Source organism: Shewanella sp. POL2 (assembly GCF_000282755.1).
GTDB lineage: Bacteria > Pseudomonadota > Gammaproteobacteria > Enterobacterales > Shewanellaceae > Shewanella > Shewanella xiamenensis.
Genome location: NZ_AKZL01000041.1, coordinates 15,187 through 41,873, shown reverse-complemented (window position 1 = coordinate 41,873; position 26,687 = coordinate 15,187). Strand labels below are relative to the sequence as shown.

The following is a 26,687-nucleotide window of genomic DNA, read 5'->3' as shown; positions in this document are numbered from 1 at the left end:
ATCGCCTTGGCCGCCATGATGGCGGTTGCTAATGGTTTAAGTGCCTTGGCGCCCAGCTTGAATTGGTTAGTGTTTTTCCGCTTTTTAAGTGGCTTGCCCCATGGTGCATATTTTGGTGTCGCTATGTTACTGGCGGCTTCCTTAGTGCCGCCAGAGATGAAGGCTCGAGCGGTTTCTCGGGTGATTATCGGCTTAACCTTAGCCACTATCGTTGGCGTGCCCTTTGCGACTTGGATGGGGCAAACCGTCGGTTGGCGCTCAGGTATCGGCATAGTGGCGATTATTGCCGCCGTTACCGCCGTGATGCTGTATTTTCTCGCGCCGAATGTCGCCGTACCGCAAAATGCCAGCCCTAAAAAAGAGCTGCAAACCCTTAAGAACCGTGAAGTTTGGCTCACGCTCGGCATTGCGGCTATCGGTTTTGGCGGGATTTTCTGTGTGTATACCTATCTGGCCGAGACACTGATCCAAGTCACCCAAGTCGAGCCCTTTAAAATCCCGGTGATGATGGCGGTCTTTGGGATTGGTGCCACCTTAGGCACTTTAGTCTGTGGCTGGGCGGCGGATAAGTCGGCGCTGGCGGCGGCATTTTGGTCGCTGGTGTTAAGCACCTTAGTGTTGGCGTTGTATCCAAGTTTGACGGGATCTTATTGGGCATTAATGCCAATTGTATTCTTTGTGGGTTCGGGGATTGGTCTGGCAACCATAGTGCAGGCGCGATTAATGGATGTGGCCCCCGATGGGCAAGCCATGACGGGCGCTTTAGTACAATGTGCCTTTAACCTTGCTAATGCCATTGGCCCTTGGGTTGGCAGCTTAGTGATCTTATCTGGCCAAGGTATTGCCGCGACTGGCTATGCCGCAGCACTTTTATCCCTCGGCGGTTTAGTCATGTGGTGGTTAACCCACAGAGAGAGCCGCCGCGCTGACAATCTTTGTACTGCAAACTGCATTGATTAAGCTGACCATGACGGCGCAGCTCTATATCTGCGCCGCCTATCGGTTAACTCTTAACTTCTTTGAATGGTGATATCGGCGATATAACCGTGCTCAGTAGCGAGTAGCGCTTGTTTTAGCATGCCTGCGGCCTCATCGGCGGACATAAAGCTTGAGGTATCTAGACTCTTACCACTGCTTGGCCAAAAGCCGGTATCCATACCGCCGGGATAAACTGCTATCAACTTCATCGGACTTTGCTTGAGCTCCAAACGTACCGATTCGATAAAGCCCCGCACCGCCCACTTGGCGGCGCAGTAGGTCGATTCACCCGCTTTGGCGGCGAGGGCGGCGGTGGACATAACGATCACCACCTTAACCGCTTGCTGCTTATAGCGTTTCACCAATTCACGCACCAGCAGAATCGTTGAGGTGACATTGTTATTCAGCAGCGCTTGGATTTCGCTCGCACCTTGGGTTTCCAGTGCGCCAAAGTAACCACTGCCAGCGCAGTGGATAACCGTATCGGGGGCATCGGTAAGGCCATCGAATAGCGCTTCGACACTCGCTTCGTCTGCTAAATTGGCACTGATGGCGCTAATGCTTTGATTCGAAAATGGGCTGAGGGCATTAGCCACAGTATGAAGACGGTTGGCATCGCGTCCCGTCAGTGTAAGTGCTTGGTTATCCTTGGCATACAGGGCGGCTAATGCTGCGCCTAAGCCACTGCTTGCGCCAGTAATCAGTATCATCTTTACCTCTAAATTCTATTTCGAAGTCTAAGTTTCGATCAGAGTGAACAGCGGCTGGTCGAAGGCGACCTCATCTCCGTCTTTCACCCAAATAGCGCCGACTATACCGTCACGCTCGGCCTCGATGGGATTTTGCATTCGCATGGCTTCGATAATGCAAAGCGTGTCGCCGCGAGCCACCCGTTGACCGATGCGCACCAAGGGCGCCTCGGTTTGGCCTTGCGAGGTATGGAAGGTGCCCACCATGGGCGATACTTGCACAAAACCTTCAATCACAGGTAAGGCGTCACGGGTTTTGGCAGGCTTTGGGCTCGATGCAGTGGAAGGCGGAGGATTATGCGCGCCTTCGAGTGTGCTTACTGTATGTGGGCCGTAGCGGGTGATGCGAATGGACTCTTCCCCTTCGGTAATCGCCAGTTCTGCAATCCCAGATTCCTGCACTAATTCAATCAGTTTTTTGATCTTTCGAAGGTCAACCGCCATGGCTTGTGGCTCCCTGTACTCACGCTAATCGCGTTTATGCCTTCAATCTCTTAATCGCCGCCGCGAGGGCAAACTCATAGCCCTGGGCGCCGAAACCACAAATCACCCCAATGGCCTTATCGGACAAATAGGAGTGGTGGCGGAATGGCTCGCGGGCATGGACATTGGATAAATGCACTTCAAAGAAGGGAATATCCACCCCGAGCAGTGCGTCACGCAGGGCCACACTGGTGTGGGTAAAGGCTGCGGGGTTGATAATAATCATCTGCGCATCGGTAGCATGGATCGCGTTGATCAGTTCAAATTCGGCATTCGATTGAATATGCTCAAGTTCAACACCTGCTGCTTGAGCTTGTTCACTCAAAATGGCAACGATATCGGCTAAGGTTTGATGACCGTAAACACTGGGTTCGCGGCGGCCAAGGAGGTTTAAATTGGGGCCATTGATGAGCAGAACTTTATGATTCATTACGCTTTCCTTTTACGACATGCCTTAACGGGTTGAATGCCATTAACTTAACCTGTTCGGGCGGATTTTGCATTATGAATATCGTTACTGTGCAAGCTGGGTTAATCCAACTTAATCTGGCGCATAGCCTTAGTGGCACCACGTTGTTTTTTGGTGTCTAAGCGTTTGGTTTGGCTGCTTTTGGTCGCACGGGTGGGGATACGTTTTTTGGGCACTTCGGCCACGCTGGCAACTAGGGCGATAAATTGTTCCAATGCGGTTTGCCGATTCGCCTCTTGGCTGCGGCTCGCCTGACATTTGATAATGATTTTGCCGCTGGCGGTAATCCGATGATCGGCTTTTTGCAGCAGGTGCTGCTGATAAAACTCGGGTAATGACGAGTTTCTGATATCAAAAATCAATTGGGCGGCGGTGGAGACTTTATTGACATTCTGCCCGCCAGCGCCGCTTGAGCGGATAAATTGCCACTCGATTTCATTTTCCGGAAGTTCCACACGGTTTGAGATTTTTATCATGGCAGACTTAGGGTTTTGTCCAATTGCTTTGAGAAGCGAGCAATAACTGCTTATGGCTTTTCAATAGATTTGTTATCATCGGGCGCATTCTTGCAGGGCAGGCGTGGTTGCCCGTTCGCAAAATAGTGTTCTCGTTTCGGAGTGCCTTTATGTTATGCCAAATCCCCGATATTGCTAAGGGTGTTATCAGTCTTTTCGCCAGTGGTCGACTCTCTTCAACCGATTATCGTACCCGCTTACAGCCGGCCATTAAGAGTTACCGCAAGGATTGGGGACAGGTTTGCCTGTATATTGAGGCGGACGTCTTACTTGAAGGTTGGGAATTTGAGTCGCTAACGGGCAGTGGTGAAGTCCAACTTCCTAATTTTGAAGCTTTAGTATTTGTTGGCGGCCCAGATTGGGTGGGTAACGCTGTGCGCTTACTCGGCCCCTTTATGCAGGGCGAAGTGGCTTGGTTCCCCTTGGAGCAGAAAGCCAAAGCCATTGCGTGGATCGCTAAACGTTCAACTTTTTAATGACCCATGGTGGGTATAACTTATAGGGAATTAACTATGTCTTTGTTGAAAACTATGACTGCCAAACCGACCGCTAAATTAGGCGCTATCGCCCTAGTGTTGGCCTTTACCGCAGGCTTAAGTGCCTGTGCGCCAGAGGTAGGTAGTGATGCTTGGTGTAAACAAATGAAGGAAAAACCTAAAGGTGATTGGACTGCGAACGAAGCGGCCGATTACGCCAAACACTGCGTGTTTAAGTAAGTTTTTCAAGCGAATAGTGTCACAGCTTGACAGATTAATCCTTGCAAGCTGTGAACTTATGCTTAAAATCCCTGTCTTAAGTTTGCACAAGCTATTGCTGAATTATGACTAAATCGTCCAAAGGTGATATTTGATTTCGACCGCTAAGCCATTCTTTAGCCGAATGGTGACCCTACTGATAGCCATTATCGTGCTGCAATTTGCGGGCGCGAATTTGGGTGCCCATCAGTTACATGCGGGCAATGGCGTAGAAGAAGCCGAGAATCATCCCCACCTACAATTTAGTGCTCCTGTGACCACCTTAGCTCAATGTGTGGATTGTGTGTGCCCCAATGAGCAGACTCCCGGATTCAGCACCGAGCAGTTTGGTGAAGCCGCATTCAATGCGGGCGTATCGACTGCCAGTGCTAGTAGCCACTCTCATTTAGTGCAAACCACTGAAATTCAAAACTTTGACCTTTGCCTTGATTGCCAATGCCATGGCGGCCATGTGGCGTTACTATCTCATTTTGAAAGCCAAACCCTAACGGCATTCGAAACGGCTTACATGCCAACGGATTTAGCCTATTTCCCTCCAGATCAATTACCTAAGTACCGCCCACCCATCGCTTAACCCTCAATATCTGCTTATTTCTGGTTGCGTATCTATTGTTCGGGCGCGCCGCAATAAGCCCTTAATTTATCCCCAAAGCAAAGGTTTTATTAACCTCGAACGTGTTTGGCTCGCGCTAGCGCTTTGAGCTTATTCGACATTTTGCCTCTGGGGAGCATTCGATTGGTATCCGCACGTCGATGGCGTAGGGCCAATCCTATTTAGATATTGTTAGGAATTGCGATGAAGAAAACCATTATCGCCCAGACCTTGTTTGGCCTGTTGAGTACGCTAGTGCTCGTTGGTGGACAGGTGAATTACGCTGTTGCAGCAAGCTCAAGCCTAGACGTCAAAGAGCTAGATGCAGTAGCGCAAGGTGAACTTTTAACCCAAGAAACTCAAACCTCGCTGAATCAGTGGTTACCAGAGTTACTCAAGCAAATTAACCAGTTGCCAGAGGTGCAGGCGCAAATTGCTCGGCAGCAACAGGCGGAGCTGGTGATTGCCGCGGCGGATCGCGCCGTCTATAACCCTGAACTTGGACTCAATTATCAAAATGCCGACACAGATACCTACAGCCTAGGGCTGAGCCAAACCATCGATTGGGGCGATAAGCGTGGCGTAGCAACCCGCCTTGCCCAGCTTGAGGCGCAGATCCTGTTAGCGGATATACAGTTAGAACGCAGTCAGATGTTGGCCGAGCGTCTATTAGCGCTGGCCGAGCAGTCGCAAAGCCACAAGGCGCTTACTTTTGCAGAGCAGCAATTAAGATTTACTCAGGCACAGCTCAATATTGCCGAGCAGCGCTTTGCCGCGGGAGATTTGTCTGATGTTGAGTTGCAACTGCTTAAACTCGAACTGGCAAGCAATACCGCCGACTATGCTCTAGCCGAACAAGCGGCCTTAGTCGCCGAAGGTAAAGTGATTGAGTTACTTGGGGTTGATAAGCTCAAGTTTAGGGAGTTCATCTCTGATATTGGCCAATTTGTGTCGATGATTGCCCCGAGAGCGGAATTACCCGCATTGACCAGTGCCCATCAGCAGGTGTTATTGGCAAAGGCCAATGCCATGAAGGTTAAGGCTGATACAGCGGCGGATCCCACCATCAACCTTGGTCTCGAACGGGAAGGCTCTGACAACAAGTTTGGCGTCGGTGTGGCTATCCCCTTGCAGGTTCGTAATAACTACAGTGAGTTACAGTCGGTTGCAGATAAGGGCATCGCTATCGCAGAGCAGTCCTACTTAGCCCGTGAGCGAGTGCTTACTGCTAAACAGGCGCAATTTAACAATGCCTTACCCCGTTTACTGGCTCGTTACCAAGATTGGCGTGAGCGAGTCGCAGCCTCGGGGAGTAAAGCCGCTAAATCCTTAAGTGAACAGTGGCGCTCGGGCGATGTGAGCACCAGTGAGTATTTACAGAGTCGGCGACAACTTGCGGCCAGTTATTTGGTCGGTTTAAACCTCGAAACGGCGATTTATCAGAGCTGGTTAACCTGGATGGGGGACAGCGGTCAACTGCTGCCCTTTATCGATTCGTTAACAGCCACTTCTCCCACTAACGCCGTGCCAGCCAAGTCAATCGTGAGGTCACACTAATGAATTCAACTTTTCCTAAATCTGTTTTTCACTCTTTCGCCAATGTGTCTGCAGCAGGTTTCATATCGGTGTTTACGCCATCACGTTTAGCGTTGGCACTGATGCTCACCTCGTTAACCTTGATTACGCCAACGTCAGCATTTGCTGGTGACGGCCATGATCATGCTGGCGAAAAACAAGTTAACAACGCAGCGAAGAGTACTGCTGCCGAGCAAGCACCGGATGACCATAGCGAGCAAGCGTTAACCTTTACGCCGGCACAGTTGGAGCTGGCGGGAATTCGTTTGTTACCCTTGAGCAGCGATAGCTTAAGTCTTGCCAATTTAAACCTCGATGTTCGAGCAACGGCTTCTTTAGTGGTTGACCGTGATAGAACCGCGACCTTAGCGCCACAGCTCGATGTTCGCGTACAAGCGCGCCATGTGGTACCAGGCCAAGAGGTGAAAAAAGGTGAGCCTTTACTTACCTTGGGTGGCGCAGCCGTTGCGCAGGCACAGGCGGACTACATTAATGCCGCTGCTGAATGGAGTCGAGTCAAGCGCATGAGTGAAGGCGCTGTGAGTGTGAGTCGCAGAATGCAGGCTCAAGTCGATGCCGAACTGAAACGGGCGATTTTAGAGGCGATAAAAATGACCCCTGAGCAAATTCGTACCTTAGAGTCGACCCCTGAAGCTATCGGTAGCTATCAACTGTTGGCGCCTATCGACGGCCGTGTGCAGCAAGATATCGCCATGCTAGGCCAAGTGTTTAGCGCAGGCACGCCATTAATGCAGTTGACCGATGAGTCGCACCTTTGGGTTGAGGCTCAGCTAACGCCTGCCCAGGCAGTCAATGTGAAGGTGGGTGCCCCAGCGCTGATCCAAGTGGGAGATAAAACCTTAGCAGGTAAGATTATCGGCCGCTCCCACGAGCTGGATAGCGTGACACGTACTGAGCAAGTGTTAGTCAGTATGCCTAATCCTGATCATGTGTTGCACGCTGGGCAATTTGCCGAGCTGTACTTTGCCGATGCCTCTCAAAACATGGCTGCGGCGAGTAGCGGGTCAGGTATTTCATCGGGAATTGTATTACCCGATGCAGCGTTAACCCGTAGCAGTGATGGCGATTGGCAGATTTTTATTCAGGATGAGGATGGTTTTGAAGCCATTGAGGTGGAGCTGGTGCAGCGTCAGCGCGGCTTGAGTTTAGTGCGTGGCAGTGAGTTGGATAAAGCACGGCAGGCACAATTAAAGGTGGTAGTTGCAGGGGCATTTTTCTTGGCATCGGAGCAGGCGAAAGCTGGTTTTGATATTCATGCCCACTAATCGCGATGCCTATCACTGTGCCTATGATTCTCGCTTAAGGAATTCTTATGTTGCAAAAAGCAATCGAAGCCGCGATTAAAAATCGGCTATTAGTGGTGTTGGCGCTGCTGGCGGCGGTCGCTGCCAGTGTGGCCATGTTGCCCAAGTTGAATCTCGATGCCTTTCCCGATGTCACCAACGTACAGGTGACCATCAATACCGAGGCTGAGGGCTTGGCCGCCGAAGAGGTAGAGAAACTCATCAGTTATCCGGTCGAATCGGCCATGTATGCTTTGCCAGCGGTGACTGAAGTGCGTTCGTTATCGCGCACAGGCTTGTCCATTGTGACGGTCGTCTTTGCTGAGGGCACGGATATTTACTTTGCCCGACAGCAAGTGTTTGAGCAGTTACAGGCGGCGCGGGAGATGATCCCAAGCGGGGTGGGTGTGCCAGAAATTGGCCCTAACACCTCTGGATTGGGGCAGATTTATCAATATATTTTGCGGGCAGATCCAAGTGCAGGCATCAATGCCGCCGAGCTGCGTAGTCTTAACGACTACCTCGTCAAACTTATCTTGATGCCCGTTGGCGGCGTGACCGATGTGTTATCTTTTGGCGGCGAAGTTCGTCAATATCAAGTGCAGGTCGACCCTAATAAGTTGCGTGCTTATGGCTTGTCGATGGCGCAAGTGAGTGAGGCGCTCGAAAGCAATAACCGTAACGCTGGTGGCTGGTTTATGGACCAAGGCCAAGAGCAATTAGTGGTTCGAGGCTATGGTATGTTGCCTGCCGGAGAGGCAGGGCTTGCCTCAATTGCTCAAATTCCACTCACTGAAGTACGTGGCACGCCTGTGCGAGTGGGCGACATTGCTAAGGTCGATTTTGGCAGTGAGATCCGCGTAGGCGCAGTGACTATGACGCGCCGTGATGAGGCGGGGCAGGCGCAAGCCTTGGGCGAAGTGGTGGCGGGCGTAGTGCTTAAGCGCATGGGCGCTAACACTAAGGCGACGATTGATGATATCGATGCGCGGATTAGTCTGATTGAGCAGGCGTTGCCCAAGGGCGTGTCCTTTGAGGTGTTTTACGACCAAGCAGACTTAGTCGATAAAGCTGTTACCACAGTGCGCGATGCGCTGCTGATGGCTTTTGTGTTTATTGTGGTTATCTTGGCGCTGTTCCTTGTTAATATCCGCGCCACCCTGTTGGTGTTGCTGTCTATCCCTGTATCCATTGGTTTGGCGCTGATGGTGATGTCTTACTATGGCCTTTCAGCCAACTTGATGTCCCTTGGTGGTTTGGCGGTAGCCATTGGTATGTTGGTCGATGGCTCAGTGGTGATGGTTGAGAATATTTTCAAACATTTAACCCAACCGGATCGCCGCCATTTAGCTGAGGCAAGGGCGCGTGCCGATGGTGAAACTGACCCGTACCATGGTGATGAGGATGGTGGTGTTAACGCTGATGATGACGAACATCAGGGGAATATGGCCGTGCGCATTATGCTGGCGGCTAAAGAAGTGTGCAGTCCTATATTCTTCGCGACCGCCATCATCATTGTGGTGTTTGCGCCGCTATTTGCGCTGGAAGGAGTTGAGGGCAAGCTGTTCCAACCTATGGCCGTCAGCATTATTTTGGCGATGATTTCCGCCTTGCTGGTGGCATTAATCGCGGTGCCAGCTTTAGCGGTATATCTGTTTAAACGTGGAGTTGTGCTCAAAGAAAGTGTGATCTTAAGGCCGCTGGATAGCGCATATCGCAAACTGCTCAGTGCAACGCTAGCGCGTCCTAAAATGGTGGTACTCAGTGCGGCGCTGATGTTTGTCATGAGCATGGCATTGCTGCCCAGACTCGGCACCGAGTTTGTGCCCGAGTTAGAGGAAGGCACGATTAACCTGAGGGTCACGTTAGCACCCACCGCCAGCCTTGGCACATCTTTGGATGTAGCACCTAAGCTTGAGGCTTTGCTGCTGGAATTCCCCGAGGTGGAATATGCCTTAAGCCGAATCGGTGCGCCCGAATTAGGCGGCGATCCTGAGCCTGTCAGCAATATTGAAGTCTATATCGGCCTAAAACCCATCGAAGAATGGCAATCGGCCAGTTCGCGTTTGGAGTTGCAACGGCTGATGGAGGAAAAGCTCAGTGTCTTCCCTGGGCTGCTACTCACCTTCTCACAACCGATTGCGACGCGGGTCGATGAGCTGCTTTCGGGGGTTAAGGCTCAGTTAGCGATTAAACTCTTTGGCCCCGATTTAGAAGTCTTATCTGAAAAGGGCCAAGTGCTGACCGATCTGGTGGCGAAAATCCCTGGTGCTGTGGATGTGTCCCTCGAACAGGTGAGTGGGGAGGCGCAGCTGGTAGTGCGGCCTGACCGTTCGCAGCTTGCCCGTTATGGCATCAGTGTTGATCAGGTGATGACACTCGTCAGCCAAGGTATTGGTGGCGCCAGTGCCGGACAAGTGATCGATGGTAACGCCAGATACGACATTAATTTACGCCTTGCCGCCGAGTTTCGCAGCAGTCCGGATGTGATTAAGGATTTGCTCTTGAGTGGCAGCAATGGCGCAATTGTGCGCTTAGGCGAAGTGGCCAGCGTTGCAGTGGAAATGGCGCCGCCGAATATTCGCCGTGATGATGTGCAGCGCCGCGTGGTGGTGCAAGCGAATGTGGCGGGGCGAGACATGGGCTCTGTGGTAAATGATATTTACGCGCTGGTGCCAAAGGCCGATCTACCTGCTGGATATACTGTGATTGTCGGCGGTCAGTATGAGAACCAGCAAAGAGCACAGCAAAAGCTGATGTTGGTGGTGCCAGTCTCTATCGCCTTGATTGCCTTGCTGTTGTACTTCTCCTTTGGCGCGGTGAAGCAGGTTTTGTTGATCATGGCGAACGTTCCTCTGGCATTAATTGGCGGTATCGTGGCGCTGTTTGTCAGCGGCACTTATCTGTCGGTGCCAAGCTCCATTGGCTTTATCACGCTGTTTGGGGTGGCGGTGCTCAACGGAGTGGTATTAGTGGATTCGATAAACCAACGCAGGCAGAGCGGCGAGTCGCTCTATGAATCGGTTTATGAAGGCACTGTGGGCCGCTTACGACCAGTATTGATGACGGCATTAACCTCGGCCTTAGGGTTAATTCCGATCTTAGTGTCATCGGGCGTTGGTAGTGAAATCCAAAAGCCGCTAGCGGTGGTGATCATTGGCGGTTTGTTTAGCTCAACGGCGTTGACGTTATTGGTATTACCTACCTTATACCGCTGGTTATATCGACACGATAAATTGCCTGATTAGTTGGGGCTGAGTCTTGGCATGATTTTGTGGTAAGTCTCAATGTTAAAGTTTAAAAATCAGCGAGCTATAGTGTGTGATATAGGCTAGGCTTAGCGCTGGTATTAAGGATAAGTATCTCTGGAGAGAGTATGATCGCAGTCATTTTTGAAGTCGTTCCCACGAAAGAAGGAAAGGAAGAGTATCTGCATGTGGCCGCTGAAATGCGCCAGTATTTAGAAGGCCGCAAGGGATTAATTTCGATTGAACGTTTTCAGAGCTTAACCGACGATGGCAAGGTGCTGAGCTTATCGTTTTGGGATGATATGGCCTCTATTACCCAATGGCGCAATCAAATGGCCCACAGCATTGCTGAGCAGACTGGCATAGTTCCTTGTTTGTTTAACGCTTATCGCATCCGTGTCGCCGAAGTGGTGCAAGATTATAGCGAAACCGTGCACGAAGCCGCAGAGTAATCGAGACCTGACAGGTTAAAAACAAAACCCATCGAAATCGATGGGTTTTTTATGTTCAATACTCTGCCTAAGTGACTTTTAAGGCTTATTTTTCCTGTTGAGCTTTAAGCAGATCGCGGATCTCAGACAGTAGTTCTTGATCTTTGGTTGGTGCGGGCGGAGCGGAAGGCGCTTCTTCTTGTTTACGTTTTAAGCTGTTAATGGCTTTTAAGCCCATAAAAATCGCGAAGGCGATAATGGTAAAGTCGATAACGGTTTGGATAAATTTACCGTAAGCGATGACAACCGCAGGCGCATCACCTTGGGCAGCGAGGAGCACAACGCTCAGATCACTAAAATTCACCCCCCTAAAATGATCCCAATCGGCGGCATAATGATATCGGCCACAAAGGATGAGACTATCTTGCCAAAAGCGGCACCGATGATAATACCCACCGCCATATCGATTACATTGCCACGGGATGCAAAAGCCTTGAACTCTTTAAGTAAGCTCATTAGGTTTCCTCCGAAAATATGATTAAATGTTAAATTTTATTGTATTAACTGTATCAGGAAAACCTTAGGGTCTTTTGCTGCCTGTTACCTTGCCAAGCTTATAGGGGCTTAAGGATTAAGGCAATTCTGAGATTAAGGATTTATCCTGCACTGGCAGATTTCACACTCTCAAGGTTACAGTTGTTAATTTTGGTGTGAATGGGTCTATTTTTGCTGACCGATAAATTCTGGCACTTCTAATACTTGTGATCCCCAGCGTTTAAACAAAGAGGCGTAGATAAACTCGATAAAAACGCGGTATTTGCGCGGCAGATAGGCTCGCTTGGGATAGCTGAGTACCACCTTGGTTTGCACCATAGGATAATCGTCAAGGAGTCGCACTAAATAGCCTTTCTCTATCGCCTCTTGGGCAATAATCGACGGCACGGCCGTAATGCCAAGCCCTGCAATGGCGGCTTCGCGGGCAATGGTGACATTATTCACTGTTAATTGCGTGACGGGCTCAATGACTACCCAAGTTTTACCATCAAATAGCTTCCATGCCCCTTCAATATGGGCCGACTGTAAACGAATCGCTTTATGTTTAGCCAAATCCTGTGGCACTTTTGGCGTGCCATGTTCGGCCAAATATTTAGGGCTGGCCATTAAGGATTTATAGGCGTTAACTAAGGAATAACTTTGTAGGCGGGTATCACTCGAGTCAGCGATTTGGAATAGCAGATCCACACCTTCTTCTATCACATCCACTTTACGGTTAGTGAGCTCGGCTTCTATGGTGATATCGGGATAAAGGGTTAAAAACTGGGCGAAGATCGGCCCAAGAAACAGTTGACCTAATTCAATAGGGCATACGATTCTTAGGTTACCTTTGATTAATTGCTGGTGGGCACTGAGCTGATTTTCGGCGCTTTGAAGATCACTTAAGATCTTATTGATTCGATTGTAATAACCTGAACCCGCTTCTGTGAGTTTGAGTGCGCGAGTCGTTCGGAATAATAGCTGAGTACCCGTATCGGCTTCTAGTTCGGCAATTTTGCGACTGACTGTTGCCTTAGTGAGTCCGAGGGCTTTAGCTGCCCCGGTAAAACTACCTTGCTCTACCACTTGAGCAAATATTTGCACCCGATTGAGATCCATGATTGTTACACCTGTGAAACAGTGGGTTGATTTTTAACTACCTAATAAACTTGATGAGACAGTAGTACACTAGTACTCACTAATCAAGGAGTCATTCATGTCCAAAAGTAAGCTCATTATCGCCGTTCCACTATTACTCGCCGCCGCTGCGGGTGGCGGCTATTACTGGTGGACGCAAGTACGTTTTATCGAAACCACCGATAATGCTTATGTTGAGGCCGATATCTCCCATGTGAGCGTAAAAGTGCCAGGTTATGTGGTGTTATCCGATGTGACCGATAACCAGCATGTGCGTAAGGGCGAGTTATTGGCGCAACTTGAAGATAACCAGTTTAGCGCCAAAGTCAGCCAAGCTGAGGCTGCACTTGCCAGTGCCAAAGCCGATCTACAAACCTTAGCCGCTAAGGTGGATCTGCAACATGCGCTGATCAGCCAAGCGAGTGCGGGTGTGGTGGCGGCGCAGGCTGATAAAATTCGTGCCGAGCAACAATTAAGCCGAGCGAAAAAGTTAAAAGTCAGCAATTACAGCTCACAGGACGATGTCGACCAATTACAGGCGGGTTTTGATTCTGCTGCTGCGCGCCTCGATGAAGCCAAGGCGCTGTTAGTGGCTAAAGAACGTGAGCTTGCTGTGTTTAATGCTCAGCTTAATCAAGCCAGCTCTGTGGTTGAGCAGTCGAATGCGGCATTGGAGCTAGCTAACATTCAGCTCAATGATACCCGTGTGACCGCGCCCTTCTCTGGGGTGATTGGTAAACGCGGCGCTATGGTGGGGCAGTATGTGCAGCCCGGCCAAGCACTCTTTAGTTTGGTTCCGGATGGGGCTGTGTGGATCTCGGCGAACTTTAAAGAAACCCAAATCCAACATATGCAACCCGGGCAGTCGGTGCAGGTCAGTCTCGATGCGTTTCCCGACAAAACCTTTACAGGTGTTATCGATAGTCTGTCGCCGGCGTCCGGAGCCAAATTTAGTCTGCTGCCCGCCGAAAATGCCACGGGTAACTTCACCAAAATCGTGCAGCGTATTCCGGTGCGGATCCGTTTAGAGCTCTCAGAAGAAGAGGCGCGTGTCGTCCCTGGGTTAAGTGCGGTGGTGAAGGTCGATACTGCGTCGCATCCGACGACAGCTATCGTTGCAAACGTCGGTCGCTAAGTAGGTCGTTAACATGAGCACAATTGCTGCTGCACCTGAGGCTATCGCCGCGGGGGCTACGCCGAGCGAATATGAGCGTGGTAGTCGCCGTTCGTGGATTGCCGTTTTTGGTGGTTTGATTGGCGCCTTTATGGCGATCCTCGATATTCAAATCACCAATGCCTCGATGAAGGAAATCCAAGGCAGCCTCGGCGCAACGCTGGAGGAAGGCAGTTGGATTTCAACGGCTTATCTGGTTGCCGAGATGATTGCGATCCCGCTCTCGGGCTGGCTAAGCACTGGGCTTTCGGTCAGGCGTTATCTGTTGTGGACCACAGCTGCCTTTATCTTTGCTTCTATCCTGTGTTCGATTTCGTGGAACCTCGAAGCCATGATCGCCTTTCGGGCGTTGCAGGGCTTCTTTGGTGGCGCGCTGATCCCGCTGGCGTTTCGGCTGATCTTAGAATTTTTACCCGAGAATAAACGTGCCGTGGGGATGGCGTTATTCGGGGTGACGGCGACGTTTGCGCCATCGATTGGCCCAACCTTAGGTGGTTGGTTAACTGAGCATTTTAGCTGGCATTACCTGTTTTATATCAACGTACCGCCCGGATTGCTGGTGATGGCGATGTTGGCCTATGGCCTCGAAAAACGCCCTGTTGTTTGGGACAGACTGAAAAATGCCGACTTAGCGGGCATTGTCACTATGGCGCTAGGCATGGGCTGCCTCGAAGTAGTGCTTGAGGAAGGCAACCGCAAGGATTGGTTTGGCTCGGATTTGATCCGCAATCTCGCCATAATTGCCGCGGTGAATTTGGTGTTGTTTGTGTGGATCCAGCTTAAACGTAAAGATCCTTTAGTGAATTTACGCCTGCTCGGTAAACGCGATTTTGTGCTTTCGACCATAGCTTACTTTTTGCTGGGGATGGCACTCTTTGGTGCTATCTATTTGATCCCACTTTATTTGTCCCAAGTGCATGATTACACACCGCTGGAAATCGGCGAAGTCATTATGTGGATGGGTTTCCCGCAGCTCTTGGTATTGCCATTAGTGCCGCGGTTAATGCAACGTTTCGACGGGCGTTATTTAGCCGCCTTCGGCTTTTTTATGTTTGCCCTCAGTTATTACATGAATAGCCAAATGACCGCCGATTACGCCGGGCCGCAGATGATCGCCTCCCAGGTGGTGCGCGCCTTAGGCCAGCCCTTTATCTTAGTGCCCATTGGCATGTTGGCGACGGCCCATTTTAAAGCCCCATGAGAATCCTTCGGCTTCGACCGTGCTGAACGTGATGCGTAACTTAGGCGGCGCCTTTGGTATCGCGCTGGTGGCGACCTTAACCGATAACTTGGCCCGTAGTCATTTGGCCCATGTGAAGGAGTCTCTGCCAGCGGTCAGCACACAGGCGCAGGATTATTTGAATCAGAGCGCCAACATGTTGCAACAGGGCGGCTCGGATCCCTATACCGCCTCCATGCAGGCCAAGGCATTGTTAGGGCAAACCATGAGTCAGCAGGCCTATATTCAAGCCTATAACGATGTGTTTTTTATTATGGGCGCCCTGTTATTAATTGCCGTGGTGGCTGTGCTGCTTATCCGTAAACCACAAGGGCCAGTCGCCCACGATGCAGTTGTCGAATAAGACTGACTTATTTCGTTTTCGCAATGCGTAACCCCTGCGCCTTAATTCCCCTAGGATTAAGGCGCTTTTTTATGTGTAGACCTGTGATAGACTCGAGCTCTTTTCCGGTTGTACGCAGAGCTTTTTTATGTCGATACCAGATTCAGTCGAGTGGCAAAATCTTAAATTTAATCAATTAACTGCTAACACTTTGTATGAGATTCTCAAATTGAGAGTCGATGTGTTTGTGGTTGAGCAAGCCTGTGCTTATCCAGAACTTGACGATAAGGATAGGCATCCTGAAACCCTTCATTTATTCGGCCTATCGCCCGCTGGCGAGCTGCTCACCTATGCCCGCATCTTACCTCCTGGGCTGAGTTATCCCGAGGCCAGTATTGGCCGAGTCGTCGTGTCTCCTGCTGGACGAGGTAAAGGGTTGGCAACGCCTTTGATGCAAAGGGCGATCGATGCTGCACTCAGCACTTGGCCTGCTGCAGGTATCCAAATTGGTGCTCAGGATTATCTGAAAAGCTTCTATCAGAAACTCGGGTTTAGCGCGTGCTCTGAAATGTATTTGGAAGATGGTATTCCCCATATTGATATGCGCTACCAGCCTCAGTGATCTGGTTTTAACTAGCTGAATTTACTCTTATTAAGGAAATCAAATGACTACAGTTACGGACTATAAAATTAATCAACAACAACTCGTTTGCGTCGCGAGCTTTTTAGCGAAAGAGGGTAAAACCGAGGCCTTGATTGTGGCGCTTGCTTCGCTGATCCCCGATACGCGCCGCGAAGCGGGCTGCATCCGTTATGAGCTGAATGTCAGCCGTGATGAACCGCGCCGCGTGACTTTTGTGGAAAAGTTTGTCGATATCGCCGCGTTCGATGAGCACTGCGCTAAAGAGGCTATTCAACATTATTTCCACCAAGTGATGCCTGAGTTGGTTGAGTCGTTCCAAGTCGAAACCTATCATCAGGTCATCGTCTAAGTGTTTTACCGTGTTATCGCTTAATAAACCTTATGTCGTCAGTAGAATGTATTAATTTACATTGTCTTTGCAGTTTATAGCATTGTATCAGGAGATTTTATTGGTTAGCTTACTGTCTTCGCTATTCAATGCCGCAACAAAATGTTAAAAACCAATTAACTCACGGATGTATACAATGCTAAAAACATGGACACTGAGCCTTATTCCCCTCGTATTTCTCGGTTTGAGCGGTTGTGCATCGACAAATGCTGATACTAACTCTAACTCGAAAGTTACAAATACTGCTGAAAAGAAAGCTGCCAAGGAGTGTGACAAAGTTGCATCTATTGGCTCCAATATTGGACGTTGCAAAAAATAACATCCTGAAGCTTTGGGTTATAAGCATTCTCAATTCAGCTAAATCTGCACACATTTGTGTGACAGTCTGGTTTGCCATCAGCAGCTACTGATTGACTCCTAAAACACCTGATGAACCCATCGGGTGTTTTTATTTAAAGGTATTATGCGGCGGTTAATCGCTCAAAGGGAATGGCAAAATCTGACGCATCAATTAGCTTTGTTTTTTAAATCAATTATTTAATTTTTTGCATGTTTGATGTTTAAGAGTATGCTGCAGAGAACTGAGCTTAACATATTAGATAATACTGATATTGAGTTGATTCAATCAGTCGTCAAGAGTTGTAATGAAAGAATTTGGCATTACAGTAAGTCGGCTTATCAAACTGTAATGCCAAAATTTATCGTGGGCAGACTAAGCGTTATTTTGCCGCTTGATGTATCTCAATTCGATTTCTTTCAAACGACGATTAAAGTCTTCTAAATGTGCCAACATGGCGGCTTCGGCTTTGGCTTCATCTTTTTCGATAACGGCTTGAACGATAATATCGTGTAAGCCCAAGGGATGGATTTCATCCGTTGGTGGCTCAAACTTTATTGTTTGATTTTTAAGTAAAATCAATAGTGATTTTACAATTGCCTCTAAGAAACGGTTGCCTGACATTTCTGCTAATAAATAATGCACTTCAGAGCGTAAAGCGACAGTCTCGGGATAAGCGTACGAGTCATTTTCATGTCGCAATGCTTCATGCAGCGCAATTGCTTGTGCTGGTGTGCAATTTTTAGCTGCCATTCTGGTGACTTGAGGCTCAATCAAAATGCGCGCTTGGCATAATTCGGGGAGTGATAACTTTCCCATCATAAACATGTCATGGCAGGCATCACTTAAACGCTCAAATGTCAGATGTTTAACAAATGCACCACCCATTGCACCTTGGCGAATTTCTACCAAGCCGCTCGCTTCAAGGCTCTTAATGGCTTCCCTGACAACGGTTCGACTCACTTGGAATAATTCTATGAGCTCGCGTTCGGATGGTAGTTTATCACCAGCTTTATAATCGCCACCTAAAATAGCATTTTTTAGCTGTTGTCCAACTTCACTAGATGCTTTTATCTGCTTAATTGGCTTGAAGTTATGCACTAGTTTGCCCTCAATATGCTTAGTTCTGCCATCTTAACATAAAAGTACTTTTGAGGCAGAAAATGTACTCTCGCTTTTCCTATATTAGTGATTAAAAAACATTCATTTTTGTTGATCGAAGTAACATCTCTATAAATTTCGCAACTAGTTTCTCATATTTGTTCAGTCTTCATTGTTAATTAAGGTTATACGTCATACATTTCTCCAAAGTGGTTTGGAGTCTGTTTCTTAACCAGTATAGGCATGGCAAACATGTCAACTAATAACAGGAAGATGATGATGAAAATGAAAAGCCTATCTTTTTTTGTGCTGTCGGCACTTTCTGTATCTGCGTTCGCAGATACAACGATTGATAAAATGTTTAGCGATGGAACGGTTAAAGGTGAATTGCGGTTATTTGATTTTACGCGTGATTATGATGGCGCAACGAATAAAAAACATGATACGTCATTAGGTGGGCTGTTTTATTATAATACCGCTAAAGTTAACGGTATTAGTTTTGGTACTAGCTTTGCCTCTGCTAATCCAATTTGGACTAATGATTCTGATAGTGTTTATGGTTTAGTGGCTCGAGATAAAAATGGCGACCATGATAGTGTCAATCGATTGCAAGAATATTTTATTCAAGGTGATTGGTGGAATACTAAATTTAAACTTGGAGCTCAAGAATTAAGAACTCCGATGATGAATCCTCACGATATTAGAGCCATTCCAAGAACCTTTCGTGGTTTTTCTGTTGAAAATAATAGCGTAAATAATCTCACTCTTTCCGCATTGTATATTACGGACTCAATGGGATGGTCTGATAACAGCTTCATATCGGTTAAAGAAGCTGTACAAAGTGAGCTAGCGAGAGCGGGTGTGATTACTGAGGTGGCAGATAACCCTGTTTATGCTCTGGGTGCTAAATATCAGTTACCTTTCGAAGCGGTCAAAACCGAGGTTAATCTTTGGCATTACCGCATGGAAGATGTTTTTAATCAAACCTATGCAAAAGTAAAATTCTCCACTGACATCAGTGCGGTTAATTTTTATCTTACTCCATCTTACTTAACTCAGAAAGCAACGGGTGATGAAACTGGCGGCCCACTAGACACATATCAATATGGTTTCCATCTCGGTGCCAAGTTTGCTGGTGCTGATGTCACTTATCTATATGCTAAAACTGGTGATGACACTGTGCTCACTCCATGGGGAGATGAAAAAGTGGTTATTCAACAGGTATATCAATCTGCGCGTGCTGATGAAGAAGTCAATGCATTAAAACTAGCCTATGATTTTGAGAAACTCGGCCTTAATGGATTAGAGGCCTATGCATATTATGGTCAATATGATGTGCCAGAAAATGCTGGTAGTGATTTTAGCGAAATCAACTATTCAATTAGTTATAAATTCTCTGGAGCACTTTCCGGTTTAGGGTTAAAAGCTCGTTATGCCACTATTGATTTTGATCAAGGTGAGAATTTCAATGATGTTCGGTTCTATATTAACTATAAATTTACTTTAGGTCATTAGTACTGAAAACTGCTCCCCTGCAACTTTTTAAGGGTATACCATTTTTTTTGGGGTATACCTATTTTTTCTTGTGAAATAAATTTTAAATTACTTTTTAATTAGATAATTGAAATTAGAGTATTTATCTATTAAATGGTGAGTTTGAAAATAGTCTGAAGTTGCTTATTAAATAAGGTTAGTTTTTCCATAAATTTAATATTTTGTGAAGTACTGCAAAGATGTTGCTAATACCTCTTTTTATGTATTGTCATATGTCATACATTTAATTGTCGATTGATTGGGTGTTCTTAAGTCAACGCAGCGGTTTTAGCTTCTAAATACACGTAAAAAATCTGGGCACGAATAGACCCAGCACCATTGTGAGTGCAATACCACTCGCAATGAGGGCAAAGGAGTATCAAATGAGTAATAAATCGAAAGAAATTGATCAATACACAGCGAGTGTGCTTCAAAACGGGATCTCTCGAAGAAGTTTTCTGACTCGAGCGGCAATGGGCAGTGGTGGTTTAGCTTTTGCCTCTTTAGGAATGGGGTCTGCCAGTGCTGCACCACTGCAAGTGGGTGCCGAATGTGCCGAGATTGGCGGTGCAACCTTAAGTTTTTTACCTAAACCTAAACCGATTGCAGATAAAGATATCGCAACGACTCAAACCTTTGACGTTGTTGTTGTCGGTGCCGGAGCTTCCGGTGTTCCTGCGGCATTATCTGCCAGAGAAAACGGCGCCACAGTTGCCTGTTTACAAAAACAAGCCATTCCTGTTTCACAGGGAAACACTGGTTCTGGCATCGATCTTAAAAATAGTGATAAAGCAGCTATTGAGGCGTTAGTAAGCCGTTTGATGGCTGATAATGCTCACCGCTCGCATCCTGGTTTATTAAGACAATGGGCTTACAACTCCGGTGAAGCTGTCACTTGGGTGATTGATCGAATGAAACAAAGTGGTGGCCAAGTGGTCGATCAGGGTACCAAGGTACAACATGGTATTCGAGGTATTGCGGACCAATCTGATCGTTTAAATTTTGTGACCTCATTCTGTGGCCCTAAACCCTACACAACCGGTGATGGTATTCGTGCACTGGCAAAAACAGCGGAAAAGGCAGGTGTAAAATTCTTCTTTAACACTCCTGCACAACAACTGATCCAAGACGAATCAGGCAAAGTGATCGGTGTTATTGCTCAAACTCGTGATGGTAAGTACCACAAATACATGGCGAAGAAAGGGGTCATCCTGTCTTCTGGTGATTACCAAAATAACAAGGCCATGTGTGATTTCTTTATTCCAGATTTGAAAAACTTTGAACGCAAACAAATGGACCGTACCGGTGATGGTTTTGCCATGGCGTATTGGGCCGGTGGGGTTATTGAACCTGTTGGTCATACCAAAATGTTGCATGACTTCGACGCGGGTCCTGCTTCAATGTGCGATATGCCTTTCTTAGCCGTTAACCGTAAAGGCGAACGCTTCGTTAATGAAACAGTTGAAATGTCATTAATGAATAACTACCTGAAAGATGAGTATAACGCGGGACATTACTCCCAGGTATTTGATTCGGATTACATGACACAAGCGAAGGATTGGCCTGGTCATCTTTATTCTCCAGAGGAGCTTAAGGTTTATATGCCTGAAGTGCCCGGCGAGAAAAAAGGTGTATTCCCTTCTTTGACCAATACCTACGCCGCCAACACCTTAGAAGAATTAGCTGTGAAGCTAGAATGTGATCCCAAAACCTTTGTTGCAAGCGTGAATCGTTACAACGAATTGTGCAAAAAAGGTAAAGACGAAGATTTTGGTAAACCAGCCAGCAAAATGGTTCCAGTGCTTAAACCGCCGTTTTACGGCATTCATCGTCGTATGAGAATTTCAACCTTATGTTCAGGAATTCTGGTGAACGAAAATCATCAAGTACTGGATGCGGATGGTAAAGAAATTCCTGGCCTGTTTATTGTCGGCAACTTGGGTGCGGGCTTCTATGGTGGTGTTGATTACCCATTAACAGTATTCGGTCTGTCTCTGGGACGTTGCTACACCTTTGGCTACTTAGCGGGCAAATACGTCGCGAAACTTTAAACGCCAAATTATCAATAGCGGCTGCTTTTAGTTGGCATCCAGTGACATGAATGATGGAATTTAAAAATGAAAAATCTCACAATTATTTTGGCTCTTGTCTTGGGCATTTTCGCAGCAAGTGCGATAGCAAAAGACAATGTTCTACTCGATCAAACCCATGCTGCAAAAGGGATTAAATGTAACAGTTGCCATGGAACAGGAGAGCGTCAAGCTGTGCCTATGCTTAAGTGTGTGCAATGCCATAACACTGAAAAGCTGGCGCTAAAAACTGAAAACCTGAAACCGACTAACCCCCATAACAACCGTCACTTTGCTACCGAGACGGATTGTGCTAAGTGTCACCACGTACACCAAAAGTCAGAAAATTTATGTGTAAGTTGTCACCCAAGGTTTGATTTGGTTACTCCCTAGAACCTTATCAGCATTAACTTGATATAAAGTATTGCAAATCGAAAATGCCAGTTAATGTTAACTGGCATTTCTTTTGGTCGGGTTTCACGACTTTATGCCTGAGTAACCATTTTTTAATGGCCTTTCCAATGGGTTATTTTCGTACCTACATCATCATCTTCAACGGTTAAGGTATTTATTTTTATGTTTGTTTTATTAAGCCAGTGAGTGGTTTCTACAAAAATAACTATACATATATGTTTTTTCATATATATTAAATTCCATATGTAATTTTATCTACCTTTGGACTAAACCATGCAACCTGTCGCATTTTTTAAGGCGCTTGCCGATGAAACTCGGTTGAAATGTCTGCTGCTGATCCAGCGGGAAGGGGAATTATGCGTGTGTGAACTGATGGCTGCGCTGTCTGAAAGTCAGCCCAAGGTTTCGCGCCACTTGGCTCAGTTAAAAAAAGCCCGGCTGTTAGTCGATCGACGTCAAGGACAATGGGTGTTTTATCGGATTAATACTGAGATCGCGCCTTGGTGCCAGCAGGTACTTGCCCAAACCTGTGATGATAACGACATCTTTTTGCAGGAGAACCTGCGTAATCTCTGTCAAATGGGTGGGCGGCCTGAGCGAGCAAAAGCGTGTTGTTAATATAACTTTTGAAACGTACTGGATTGGAGTTTGTCATGGCGGCTATAGAACAATATGTGGAGCTAACCCCCGATTTTAACGTGCTTTTTTTGTGCACACATAATGCTTGTCGGAGCATTTTAGCGGAGGCCATTGCTCGGCAACTGGCATTGGGGTTGCCACTGACTTTTATGAGTGCTGGCAGCGCCCCATCGGGCAAGGTCCATCCTATGACCCTGAAACATCTTCAGCAACATGGGTATTCAACCGCAGGCCTTCACAGTAAAAGTTGGGAGGCGTTAGCTGACTTCTCGCCGGATCTGGTTATCACCGTTTGTGATAGTGCAGCGGGCGAAACTTGCCCTTTATGGCTAGGAAATACCCCGAAATTGCACTGGGGATTACCCGATCCAAGCCAGCTGAACGTTGAAGATCAAGATGTCTTATTTTTTAAAATAATCAGATTGTTAGAGGGACGGATAGGTGCTTTGCTGCGTGTTGATCTAAAGGCCGAGCCTAGGGTTTTATCGGCAGCATTACAGCAAATTGTACTTGCCCACCCGTTAGTCGATTAAGAGGTTTATATGGGAATTTTTGAGCGTTATTTAAGTGTTTGGGTCGGGCTGAGCATTATTGCTGGGGTTGTGTTGGGGAATGTTGTCCCCGGTGTATTTGCTGCTGTAGCCGCGCTTGAATATGCCCATGTTAATTTAGTCATCGCCCTGTTTATCTGGGTAATGATTTATCCCATGATGGTGCAGATTGATTTTTCTGCGGTGAAAGATGTTGGCAAAGCGCCGAAGGGATTGATGTTAACGCTTTTCATCAACTGGCTCGTTAAACCTTTTACTATGGCATTGTTAGGCTGGTTATTTTTCAAGTTGCTATTTGCCGACTGGGTTCATCCACAAACCGCCAGTGAATATATCGCGGGAATGATATTACTCGGTGTGGCGCCTTGTACTGCAATGGTGTTTGTGTGGAGTCAACTGACGAAAGGTGACCCGAACTATACGCTAGTGCAAGTCTCTGTTAACGATATCATTATGGTGTTTTTATTTGCGCCACTCTCGGCATTATTACTCGGTGTGAGCGATATTCAAGTGCCATGGGAAACCCTGTTACTTTCGGTTGTCCTCTATGTGTTATTGCCTTTGATTGCGGGTGTTGCGACTCGAAAACGCCTTGAGACTCGCCATGATACGAGTGCTGTGCCGCAGTTACTGGCTAAACTCAAACCTTGGTCTGTGATTGGGCTACTCGCGACGGTTGTGCTGTTATTTGGTTTTCAAGCGAAGACTATTGTGAGTCAACCACAGAATATTCTACTCATAGCTATCCCTTTGATTATTCAAAGCTATGGCATTTTTATCTTGGCCTATTGGCTTGCCTTAAAACTAAAACTTACCCATGCGATTGCGGCGCCAGCGAGCATGATTGGCTCTTCTAACTTTTTTGAGCTGGCGGTCGCTGTGGCTATTTCATTATTTGGTCTGCACTCGGGAGCGGCTCTCGCGACTGTGGTTGGGGTATTAGTTGAGGTGCCTGTGATGTTGTCGCTGGTGTATTTTGCGAATCGCACTCGGCACTGGTTTCAATCTTAATAAATCGCAGGGTGTAGGTCTGCATTGTTTTAAGGAGCGATATGTTCCAAATATTTACTGATTTTGCGACTTGGCTAGTGTTTGGCGTGTTTGGCCTCGATGCGGGGTCGGCCTTGGGCGACGCAGTGCATTTTTTTGTTGAAGATGTCAGTAAAATTTTCGTATTGCTGGTGGTGATGATTTATGTGATCGCCCTGCTGCGGGCGTCCTTAGATGTTGAGCGAGTCCGCAATTATTTAGCGGGCAAGAATAAGGGCATGGGTTATTTGCTGGGGTCGATTTTTGGCGCCATCACGCCTTTTTGTTCTTGCTCTAGCATACCAGTGTTTTTAGGTTTTACCTCGGCGGGTATTCCCCTTGGGATTACTATGGCCTTTTTGATCACTTCACCTTTGATCAATGAAGTTGCTGTCCTATTACTCATGAGTTTACTCGGTTGGAAATTTACCTTGCTCTATGTGGTTGTGGGGATGGCAGTGGGTATGCTCGGCGGATTATTGCTAGATGCGATGAAGGCTGAGCGTTGGTTGCAATCCTTCGCCGCCGAAGCCCTCGTCCGTGGGCGTCAGATGACAGCATCAAATGCTGTTTCAACGACTCAGCGAGCCCTCTCTTTTTCTGAACGTCACCAATTTGCCAAAGCTGAGGCGATTGATATTTTTGGCCGCGTCTGGAAGTGGGTCATTATCGGCGTAGGTCTTGGCGCTGCCCTGCACGGTTTTGTACCTGAGGGTTGGGTTGAAACCCACTTAGGCCAAGGTCAATGGTGGTCAGTGCCCGCGGCTGTATTAATCGGCATTCCCCTTTATTCGAATGCGACAGGCATTATTCCTGTCATGGAAAGCTTGCTAGCAAACGGTCTGCCAATTGGCACTACGCTAGCATTTTGTATGAGCACTGTGGCAGCCAGTTTCCCCGAATTTATTTTACTCAAACAAGTTATGCAGTGGCGCCTGTTGGCGCTGCTGTTGATTGTGCTATTAACGGCATTTACGTTAGTAGGTTGGATGTTTAATTTTGCAGCACCGTATCTTTAAGGAAATAACATGAAACAAGTCAAAGTATTAGGTAGTGGTTGCGCTAAATGTAGTAAAACCGCTGAAATGATTGCAGATATATCTGAAGAAATGGGCATAGATGTGATTGTGAAAAAGGATGCCGATCCGCAAACCCTATTGAAATTTAACGTAATGAAAACCCCAGCGGTTGTGATCGATGGTGAGTTAATCCACAGCGGCTCAGTACCGACCCGAGATGAAATTGAAGGATGGCTAAGGGGGTAAATTAGAACCCATTTTAGTCAATCAAGGCTTGCTTTGGCCTAGCAATAATCGTTGTTAACAAGATGCGCCATTGTCATCCAATAGGGTTGGCAATGGTGATGTTATCGATTAAGTAAAAAGTCCGTCTTATTCATAACATATTAAAAATTAATAATATAAAACTCACAATCAGCATATTGGAATATCAGCATGGCAATCAAAATTGGCATTAATGGCTTCGGCCGTATGGGGCGTTTAGCCCTGCGCGCGGCATGGGACTGGGATGAGGTGGAGTTTGTGCAGATTAACGATCCCGCGGGGGATGCGGCAACCTTAGCCCATTTGCTTGAGTTTGATTCTGTCCATGGCCGCTGGTGTTATCCCGTGACGGCGAGTATTGATCAGATCCACATTCAAGATAAAAGTATTCGCACCACACGAAATAAAACGATTGCCGAGACCGATTGGTCTGGATGCGATGTAGTGATTGAAGCCTCTGGGGTGATGAAAACCAAAGCCTTATTACAAGCCTATTTAGATCAAGGTGTTAAGCGGGTGGTTGTCACTGCTCCCGTAAAAGAAGAGGGCGTGTTAAATGTGGTGATGGGCGTGAACCATCAGTTATATGACCCAGCCATGCACCCAATCGTCACTGCAGCCTCTTGCACCACTAATTGTCTTGCGCCTGTGGTGAAAGTGATCCACGAGCAGATCGGCATCAAACACGGTTCTATGACGACTATCCACGATATTACTAACACTCAAACCATTCTCGATGCGCCACATAAAGATTTACGTCGCGCCCGCGCCTGTGGTTTGAGTTTAATCCCAACCACCACTGGCAGCGCGACGGCGATTACCCATATTTTCCCTGAGCTTAAGGGCAAGCTAAATGGCCACGCCGTGCGGGTGCCGCTCGCCAATGCCTCTCTAACCGATTGTGTATTTGAGCTTGAACGCAGCGTGACCGAAGAAGAAGTGAATGCGCTGCTACAAACCGCCGCTGAGGGGGAGCTTAAGGGGATTTTAGGCTATGAGGAGCGGCCGCTGGTGTCGGTGGATTACAAAACCGATCCGCGTTCGAGCATTGTCGATGCGCTCTCGACCATGGTGGTGAATGGTACTCAGCTAAAACTCTACGTGTGGTACGACAATGAATGGGGATATGCCAACCGTACGGCAGAGCTCGCCCGTTTAGTCGGTCAGCTTGATGTGCCACTTTAGGAGAGCATA

Annotated in this window: 26 protein-coding genes and 2 pseudogenes; 21 read left to right on the top strand and 7 right to left on the bottom strand. The window is 47.6% G+C overall.

The genetic code is table 11. The annotated features are described in order from the left end of the window. A partial coding sequence (locus tag SHEWPOL2_RS12580) for an MFS transporter (RefSeq protein ID WP_037428711.1) occupies nucleotides 1-960 on the top strand: 960 nt, incomplete at its 5' end. A 50-nt stretch (nucleotides 961-1,010) separates the two neighbouring features. Here SHEWPOL2_RS12580 and SHEWPOL2_RS12575 read toward each other — a convergent pair. The 4 genes from SHEWPOL2_RS12575 to arfB form a co-directional block, all read right to left on the bottom strand. Beyond that, on the bottom strand, nucleotides 1,011-1,688 hold the full coding sequence (locus SHEWPOL2_RS12575; RefSeq protein WP_037428707.1) for an SDR family NAD(P)-dependent oxidoreductase: 678 nt from the start codon (nucleotides 1,686-1,688) through the stop codon (nucleotides 1,011-1,013). 27 nt (nucleotides 1,689-1,715) lie between these two features. After that, on the bottom strand, nucleotides 1,716-2,171 hold the full coding sequence (gene accB, locus SHEWPOL2_RS12570) for an acetyl-CoA carboxylase biotin carboxyl carrier protein (protein ID WP_037428704.1): 456 nt from the start codon (nucleotides 2,169-2,171) through the stop codon (nucleotides 1,716-1,718). Nucleotides 2,172-2,205: 34 nt separating this feature from the next. Further along, a complete protein-coding gene (gene aroQ, locus SHEWPOL2_RS12565; RefSeq protein WP_037428701.1) occupies nucleotides 2,206-2,640 on the bottom strand; it encodes a type II 3-dehydroquinate dehydratase in 435 nt (144 codons plus the stop codon). 101 nt (nucleotides 2,641-2,741) lie between these two features. Then, nucleotides 2,742-3,155, bottom strand: a complete 414-nt coding sequence (arfB, locus tag SHEWPOL2_RS12560) for an alternative ribosome rescue aminoacyl-tRNA hydrolase ArfB (protein ID WP_037428698.1) — start codon at nucleotides 3,153-3,155, stop codon at nucleotides 2,742-2,744. A gap of 149 nt (nucleotides 3,156-3,304) precedes the next feature. Here arfB and SHEWPOL2_RS12555 point away from each other — a divergent pair, with 149 nt between their 5' ends. The 7 genes from SHEWPOL2_RS12555 (at nucleotide 3,305) to SHEWPOL2_RS12525 (ending at nucleotide 11,120) form a co-directional block, all read left to right on the top strand. Then, nucleotides 3,305-3,670 (top strand): STAS/SEC14 domain-containing protein, encoded by a 366-nt coding sequence (locus tag SHEWPOL2_RS12555; RefSeq protein WP_023268861.1) that lies wholly within the window; start codon nucleotides 3,305-3,307, stop codon nucleotides 3,668-3,670. A 36-nt stretch (nucleotides 3,671-3,706) separates the two neighbouring features. Beyond that, nucleotides 3,707-3,910 (top strand): DUF3012 domain-containing protein, encoded by a 204-nt coding sequence (locus SHEWPOL2_RS12550; protein WP_037428695.1) that lies wholly within the window; start codon nucleotides 3,707-3,709, stop codon nucleotides 3,908-3,910. Nucleotides 3,911-4,073: 163 nt separating this feature from the next. Continuing rightward, a complete protein-coding gene (locus SHEWPOL2_RS12545) occupies nucleotides 4,074-4,523 on the top strand; it encodes a hypothetical protein (RefSeq protein WP_037428715.1) in 450 nt (149 codons plus the stop codon). A gap of 222 nt (nucleotides 4,524-4,745) precedes the next feature. Next, nucleotides 4,746-6,098: a TolC family protein gene (locus SHEWPOL2_RS12540; protein ID WP_037428692.1), complete on the top strand. Its 1,353-nt coding sequence runs from the start codon at nucleotides 4,746-4,748 to the stop codon at nucleotides 6,096-6,098. Further along, nucleotides 6,098-7,402 carry an efflux RND transporter periplasmic adaptor subunit gene (locus SHEWPOL2_RS12535; RefSeq protein ID WP_037428690.1) on the top strand — a complete coding sequence of 435 codons (1,305 nt, stop codon included), beginning with the start codon at nucleotides 6,098-6,100 and terminating at the stop codon, nucleotides 7,400-7,402. Before SHEWPOL2_RS12540 ends, SHEWPOL2_RS12535 begins: the two co-directional genes overlap by 1 nt. Before the next feature lie 47 nt (nucleotides 7,403-7,449). After that, nucleotides 7,450-10,668 (top strand): efflux RND transporter permease subunit, encoded by a 3,219-nt coding sequence (locus SHEWPOL2_RS12530; protein WP_037428688.1) that lies wholly within the window; start codon nucleotides 7,450-7,452, stop codon nucleotides 10,666-10,668. A gap of 128 nt (nucleotides 10,669-10,796) precedes the next feature. After that, nucleotides 10,797-11,120, top strand: coding sequence for an antibiotic biosynthesis monooxygenase (locus SHEWPOL2_RS12525; RefSeq protein WP_037413966.1), 324 nt, complete (start codon nucleotides 10,797-10,799; stop codon nucleotides 11,118-11,120). A gap of 85 nt (nucleotides 11,121-11,205) precedes the next feature. On the opposite strand, the pseudogene mscL reads toward SHEWPOL2_RS12525, so the two are convergent. Both mscL and SHEWPOL2_RS12515 read right to left on the bottom strand, forming a co-directional pair. Beyond that, nucleotides 11,206-11,615: pseudogene (mscL, locus tag SHEWPOL2_RS12520) on the bottom strand (large-conductance mechanosensitive channel protein MscL). A 204-nt stretch (nucleotides 11,616-11,819) separates the two neighbouring features. After that, complete coding sequence (locus SHEWPOL2_RS12515) at nucleotides 11,820-12,752, bottom strand: LysR family transcriptional regulator (protein WP_086024034.1); 933 nt, start codon at nucleotides 12,750-12,752, stop codon at nucleotides 11,820-11,822. A 97-nt stretch (nucleotides 12,753-12,849) separates the two neighbouring features. Here SHEWPOL2_RS12515 and SHEWPOL2_RS12510 point away from each other — a divergent pair, with 97 nt between their 5' ends. The 4 genes and pseudogenes from SHEWPOL2_RS12510 to SHEWPOL2_RS12495 all read left to right on the top strand — a co-directional run bounded on the left by SHEWPOL2_RS12510 (nucleotide 12,850) and on the right by SHEWPOL2_RS12495 (nucleotide 16,498). Beyond that, the gene (locus SHEWPOL2_RS12510; RefSeq protein ID WP_037413972.1) at nucleotides 12,850-13,905 is read left to right on the top strand and encodes an HlyD family secretion protein; all 1,056 of its coding nucleotides are present in this window, start codon (nucleotides 12,850-12,852) and stop codon (nucleotides 13,903-13,905) included. 13 nt (nucleotides 13,906-13,918) lie between these two features. Further along, nucleotides 13,919-15,527, top strand: a pseudogene (locus SHEWPOL2_RS12505) (DHA2 family efflux MFS transporter permease subunit). Between the two features lie 127 nt (nucleotides 15,528-15,654). After that, nucleotides 15,655-16,128: a GNAT family N-acetyltransferase gene (locus SHEWPOL2_RS12500; RefSeq protein WP_037428685.1), complete on the top strand. Its 474-nt coding sequence runs from the start codon at nucleotides 15,655-15,657 to the stop codon at nucleotides 16,126-16,128. A gap of 43 nt (nucleotides 16,129-16,171) precedes the next feature. Next, complete coding sequence (locus SHEWPOL2_RS12495) at nucleotides 16,172-16,498, top strand: putative quinol monooxygenase (protein ID WP_037428684.1); 327 nt, start codon at nucleotides 16,172-16,174, stop codon at nucleotides 16,496-16,498. Between the two features lie 751 nt (nucleotides 16,499-17,249). On the opposite strand, the gene SHEWPOL2_RS12490 is transcribed toward SHEWPOL2_RS12495, so the two are convergent. Continuing rightward, nucleotides 17,250-17,975, bottom strand: coding sequence for a FadR/GntR family transcriptional regulator (locus tag SHEWPOL2_RS12490; protein WP_037428682.1), 726 nt, complete (start codon nucleotides 17,973-17,975; stop codon nucleotides 17,250-17,252). 252 nt (nucleotides 17,976-18,227) lie between these two features. On the opposite strand from SHEWPOL2_RS12490, the gene SHEWPOL2_RS12485 reads away from it, so the two are divergent. The 9 genes from SHEWPOL2_RS12485 to SHEWPOL2_RS12445 all read left to right on the top strand — a co-directional run bounded on the left by SHEWPOL2_RS12485 (nucleotide 18,228) and on the right by SHEWPOL2_RS12445 (nucleotide 26,678). Continuing rightward, nucleotides 18,228-19,490, top strand: a complete 1,263-nt coding sequence (locus tag SHEWPOL2_RS12485) for an OprD family outer membrane porin (RefSeq protein ID WP_229778012.1) — start codon at nucleotides 18,228-18,230, stop codon at nucleotides 19,488-19,490. 401 nt (nucleotides 19,491-19,891) lie between these two features. Next, complete coding sequence (locus SHEWPOL2_RS12480; RefSeq protein ID WP_037428680.1) at nucleotides 19,892-21,559, top strand: FAD-binding protein; 1,668 nt, start codon at nucleotides 19,892-19,894, stop codon at nucleotides 21,557-21,559. Between the two features lie 66 nt (nucleotides 21,560-21,625). Further along, complete coding sequence (locus SHEWPOL2_RS12475; protein WP_037413986.1) at nucleotides 21,626-21,970, top strand: cytochrome c3 family protein; 345 nt, start codon at nucleotides 21,626-21,628, stop codon at nucleotides 21,968-21,970. Nucleotides 21,971-22,264: 294 nt separating this feature from the next. Beyond that, entirely contained in the window at nucleotides 22,265-22,609 is a 345-nt protein-coding gene (locus SHEWPOL2_RS12470; protein WP_037413988.1) for a metalloregulator ArsR/SmtB family transcription factor, read from the top strand. A 35-nt stretch (nucleotides 22,610-22,644) separates the two neighbouring features. Further along, nucleotides 22,645-23,163 carry an arsenate reductase ArsC gene (locus SHEWPOL2_RS12465; protein ID WP_050991359.1) on the top strand — a complete coding sequence of 173 codons (519 nt, stop codon included), beginning with the start codon at nucleotides 22,645-22,647 and terminating at the stop codon, nucleotides 23,161-23,163. Between the two features lie 9 nt (nucleotides 23,164-23,172). Continuing rightward, nucleotides 23,173-24,192, top strand: coding sequence for an ACR3 family arsenite efflux transporter (gene arsB / locus SHEWPOL2_RS12460; protein WP_037428679.1), 1,020 nt, complete (start codon nucleotides 23,173-23,175; stop codon nucleotides 24,190-24,192). A 41-nt stretch (nucleotides 24,193-24,233) separates the two neighbouring features. Beyond that, a complete protein-coding gene (locus tag SHEWPOL2_RS12455; protein WP_037428677.1) occupies nucleotides 24,234-25,229 on the top strand; it encodes a permease in 996 nt (331 codons plus the stop codon). Between the two features lie 9 nt (nucleotides 25,230-25,238). Further along, complete coding sequence (locus tag SHEWPOL2_RS12450; protein WP_037428674.1) at nucleotides 25,239-25,475, top strand: thioredoxin family protein; 237 nt, start codon at nucleotides 25,239-25,241, stop codon at nucleotides 25,473-25,475. Between the two features lie 189 nt (nucleotides 25,476-25,664). Further along, nucleotides 25,665-26,678: an ArsJ-associated glyceraldehyde-3-phosphate dehydrogenase gene (locus tag SHEWPOL2_RS12445; RefSeq protein WP_037428672.1), complete on the top strand. Its 1,014-nt coding sequence runs from the start codon at nucleotides 25,665-25,667 to the stop codon at nucleotides 26,676-26,678. The last annotated feature ends 9 nt before the right edge of the window (nucleotides 26,679-26,687 follow it).

Excerpts from the sequence above, each read along its gene's own strand:
- SHEWPOL2_RS12575 (WP_037428707.1), bottom strand. The coding sequence starts at position 1,688 with ATGATACTGATTACTGGCGCAAGCAGTGGCTTAGGCGCAGCATTAGCC.
- accB (WP_037428704.1), bottom strand. The coding sequence starts at position 2,171 with ATGGCGGTTGACCTTCGAAAGATCAAAAAACTGATTGAATTAGTGCAG.
- aroQ (WP_037428701.1), bottom strand. The coding sequence starts at position 2,640 with ATGAATCATAAAGTTCTGCTCATCAATGGCCCCAATTTAAACCTCCTT.
- arfB (WP_037428698.1), bottom strand. The coding sequence starts at position 3,155 with ATGATAAAAATCTCAAACCGTGTGGAACTTCCGGAAAATGAAATCGAG.
- SHEWPOL2_RS12555 (WP_023268861.1), top strand. The coding sequence starts at position 3,305 with ATGTTATGCCAAATCCCCGATATTGCTAAGGGTGTTATCAGTCTTTTC.
- SHEWPOL2_RS12550 (WP_037428695.1), top strand. The coding sequence starts at position 3,707 with ATGTCTTTGTTGAAAACTATGACTGCCAAACCGACCGCTAAATTAGGC.
- SHEWPOL2_RS12545 (WP_037428715.1), top strand. The coding sequence starts at position 4,074 with ATGGTGACCCTACTGATAGCCATTATCGTGCTGCAATTTGCGGGCGCG.
- SHEWPOL2_RS12540 (WP_037428692.1), top strand. The coding sequence starts at position 4,746 with ATGAAGAAAACCATTATCGCCCAGACCTTGTTTGGCCTGTTGAGTACG.
- SHEWPOL2_RS12535 (WP_037428690.1), top strand. The coding sequence starts at position 6,098 with ATGAATTCAACTTTTCCTAAATCTGTTTTTCACTCTTTCGCCAATGTG.
- SHEWPOL2_RS12530 (WP_037428688.1), top strand. The coding sequence starts at position 7,450 with ATGTTGCAAAAAGCAATCGAAGCCGCGATTAAAAATCGGCTATTAGTG.
- SHEWPOL2_RS12525 (WP_037413966.1), top strand. The coding sequence starts at position 10,797 with ATGATCGCAGTCATTTTTGAAGTCGTTCCCACGAAAGAAGGAAAGGAA.
- SHEWPOL2_RS12515 (WP_086024034.1), bottom strand. The coding sequence starts at position 12,752 with ATGGATCTCAATCGGGTGCAAATATTTGCTCAAGTGGTAGAGCAAGGT.
- SHEWPOL2_RS12510 (WP_037413972.1), top strand. The coding sequence starts at position 12,850 with ATGTCCAAAAGTAAGCTCATTATCGCCGTTCCACTATTACTCGCCGCC.
- SHEWPOL2_RS12500 (WP_037428685.1), top strand. The coding sequence starts at position 15,655 with ATGTCGATACCAGATTCAGTCGAGTGGCAAAATCTTAAATTTAATCAA.
- SHEWPOL2_RS12495 (WP_037428684.1), top strand. The coding sequence starts at position 16,172 with ATGACTACAGTTACGGACTATAAAATTAATCAACAACAACTCGTTTGC.
- SHEWPOL2_RS12485 (WP_229778012.1), top strand. The coding sequence starts at position 18,228 with ATGTCAACTAATAACAGGAAGATGATGATGAAAATGAAAAGCCTATCT.
- SHEWPOL2_RS12480 (WP_037428680.1), top strand. The coding sequence starts at position 19,892 with ATGAGTAATAAATCGAAAGAAATTGATCAATACACAGCGAGTGTGCTT.
- SHEWPOL2_RS12475 (WP_037413986.1), top strand. The coding sequence starts at position 21,626 with ATGAAAAATCTCACAATTATTTTGGCTCTTGTCTTGGGCATTTTCGCA.
- SHEWPOL2_RS12470 (WP_037413988.1), top strand. The coding sequence starts at position 22,265 with ATGCAACCTGTCGCATTTTTTAAGGCGCTTGCCGATGAAACTCGGTTG.
- SHEWPOL2_RS12465 (WP_050991359.1), top strand. The coding sequence starts at position 22,645 with ATGGCGGCTATAGAACAATATGTGGAGCTAACCCCCGATTTTAACGTG.
- arsB (WP_037428679.1), top strand. The coding sequence starts at position 23,173 with ATGGGAATTTTTGAGCGTTATTTAAGTGTTTGGGTCGGGCTGAGCATT.
- SHEWPOL2_RS12455 (WP_037428677.1), top strand. The coding sequence starts at position 24,234 with ATGTTCCAAATATTTACTGATTTTGCGACTTGGCTAGTGTTTGGCGTG.
- SHEWPOL2_RS12450 (WP_037428674.1), top strand. The coding sequence starts at position 25,239 with ATGAAACAAGTCAAAGTATTAGGTAGTGGTTGCGCTAAATGTAGTAAA.
- SHEWPOL2_RS12445 (WP_037428672.1), top strand. The coding sequence starts at position 25,665 with ATGGCAATCAAAATTGGCATTAATGGCTTCGGCCGTATGGGGCGTTTA.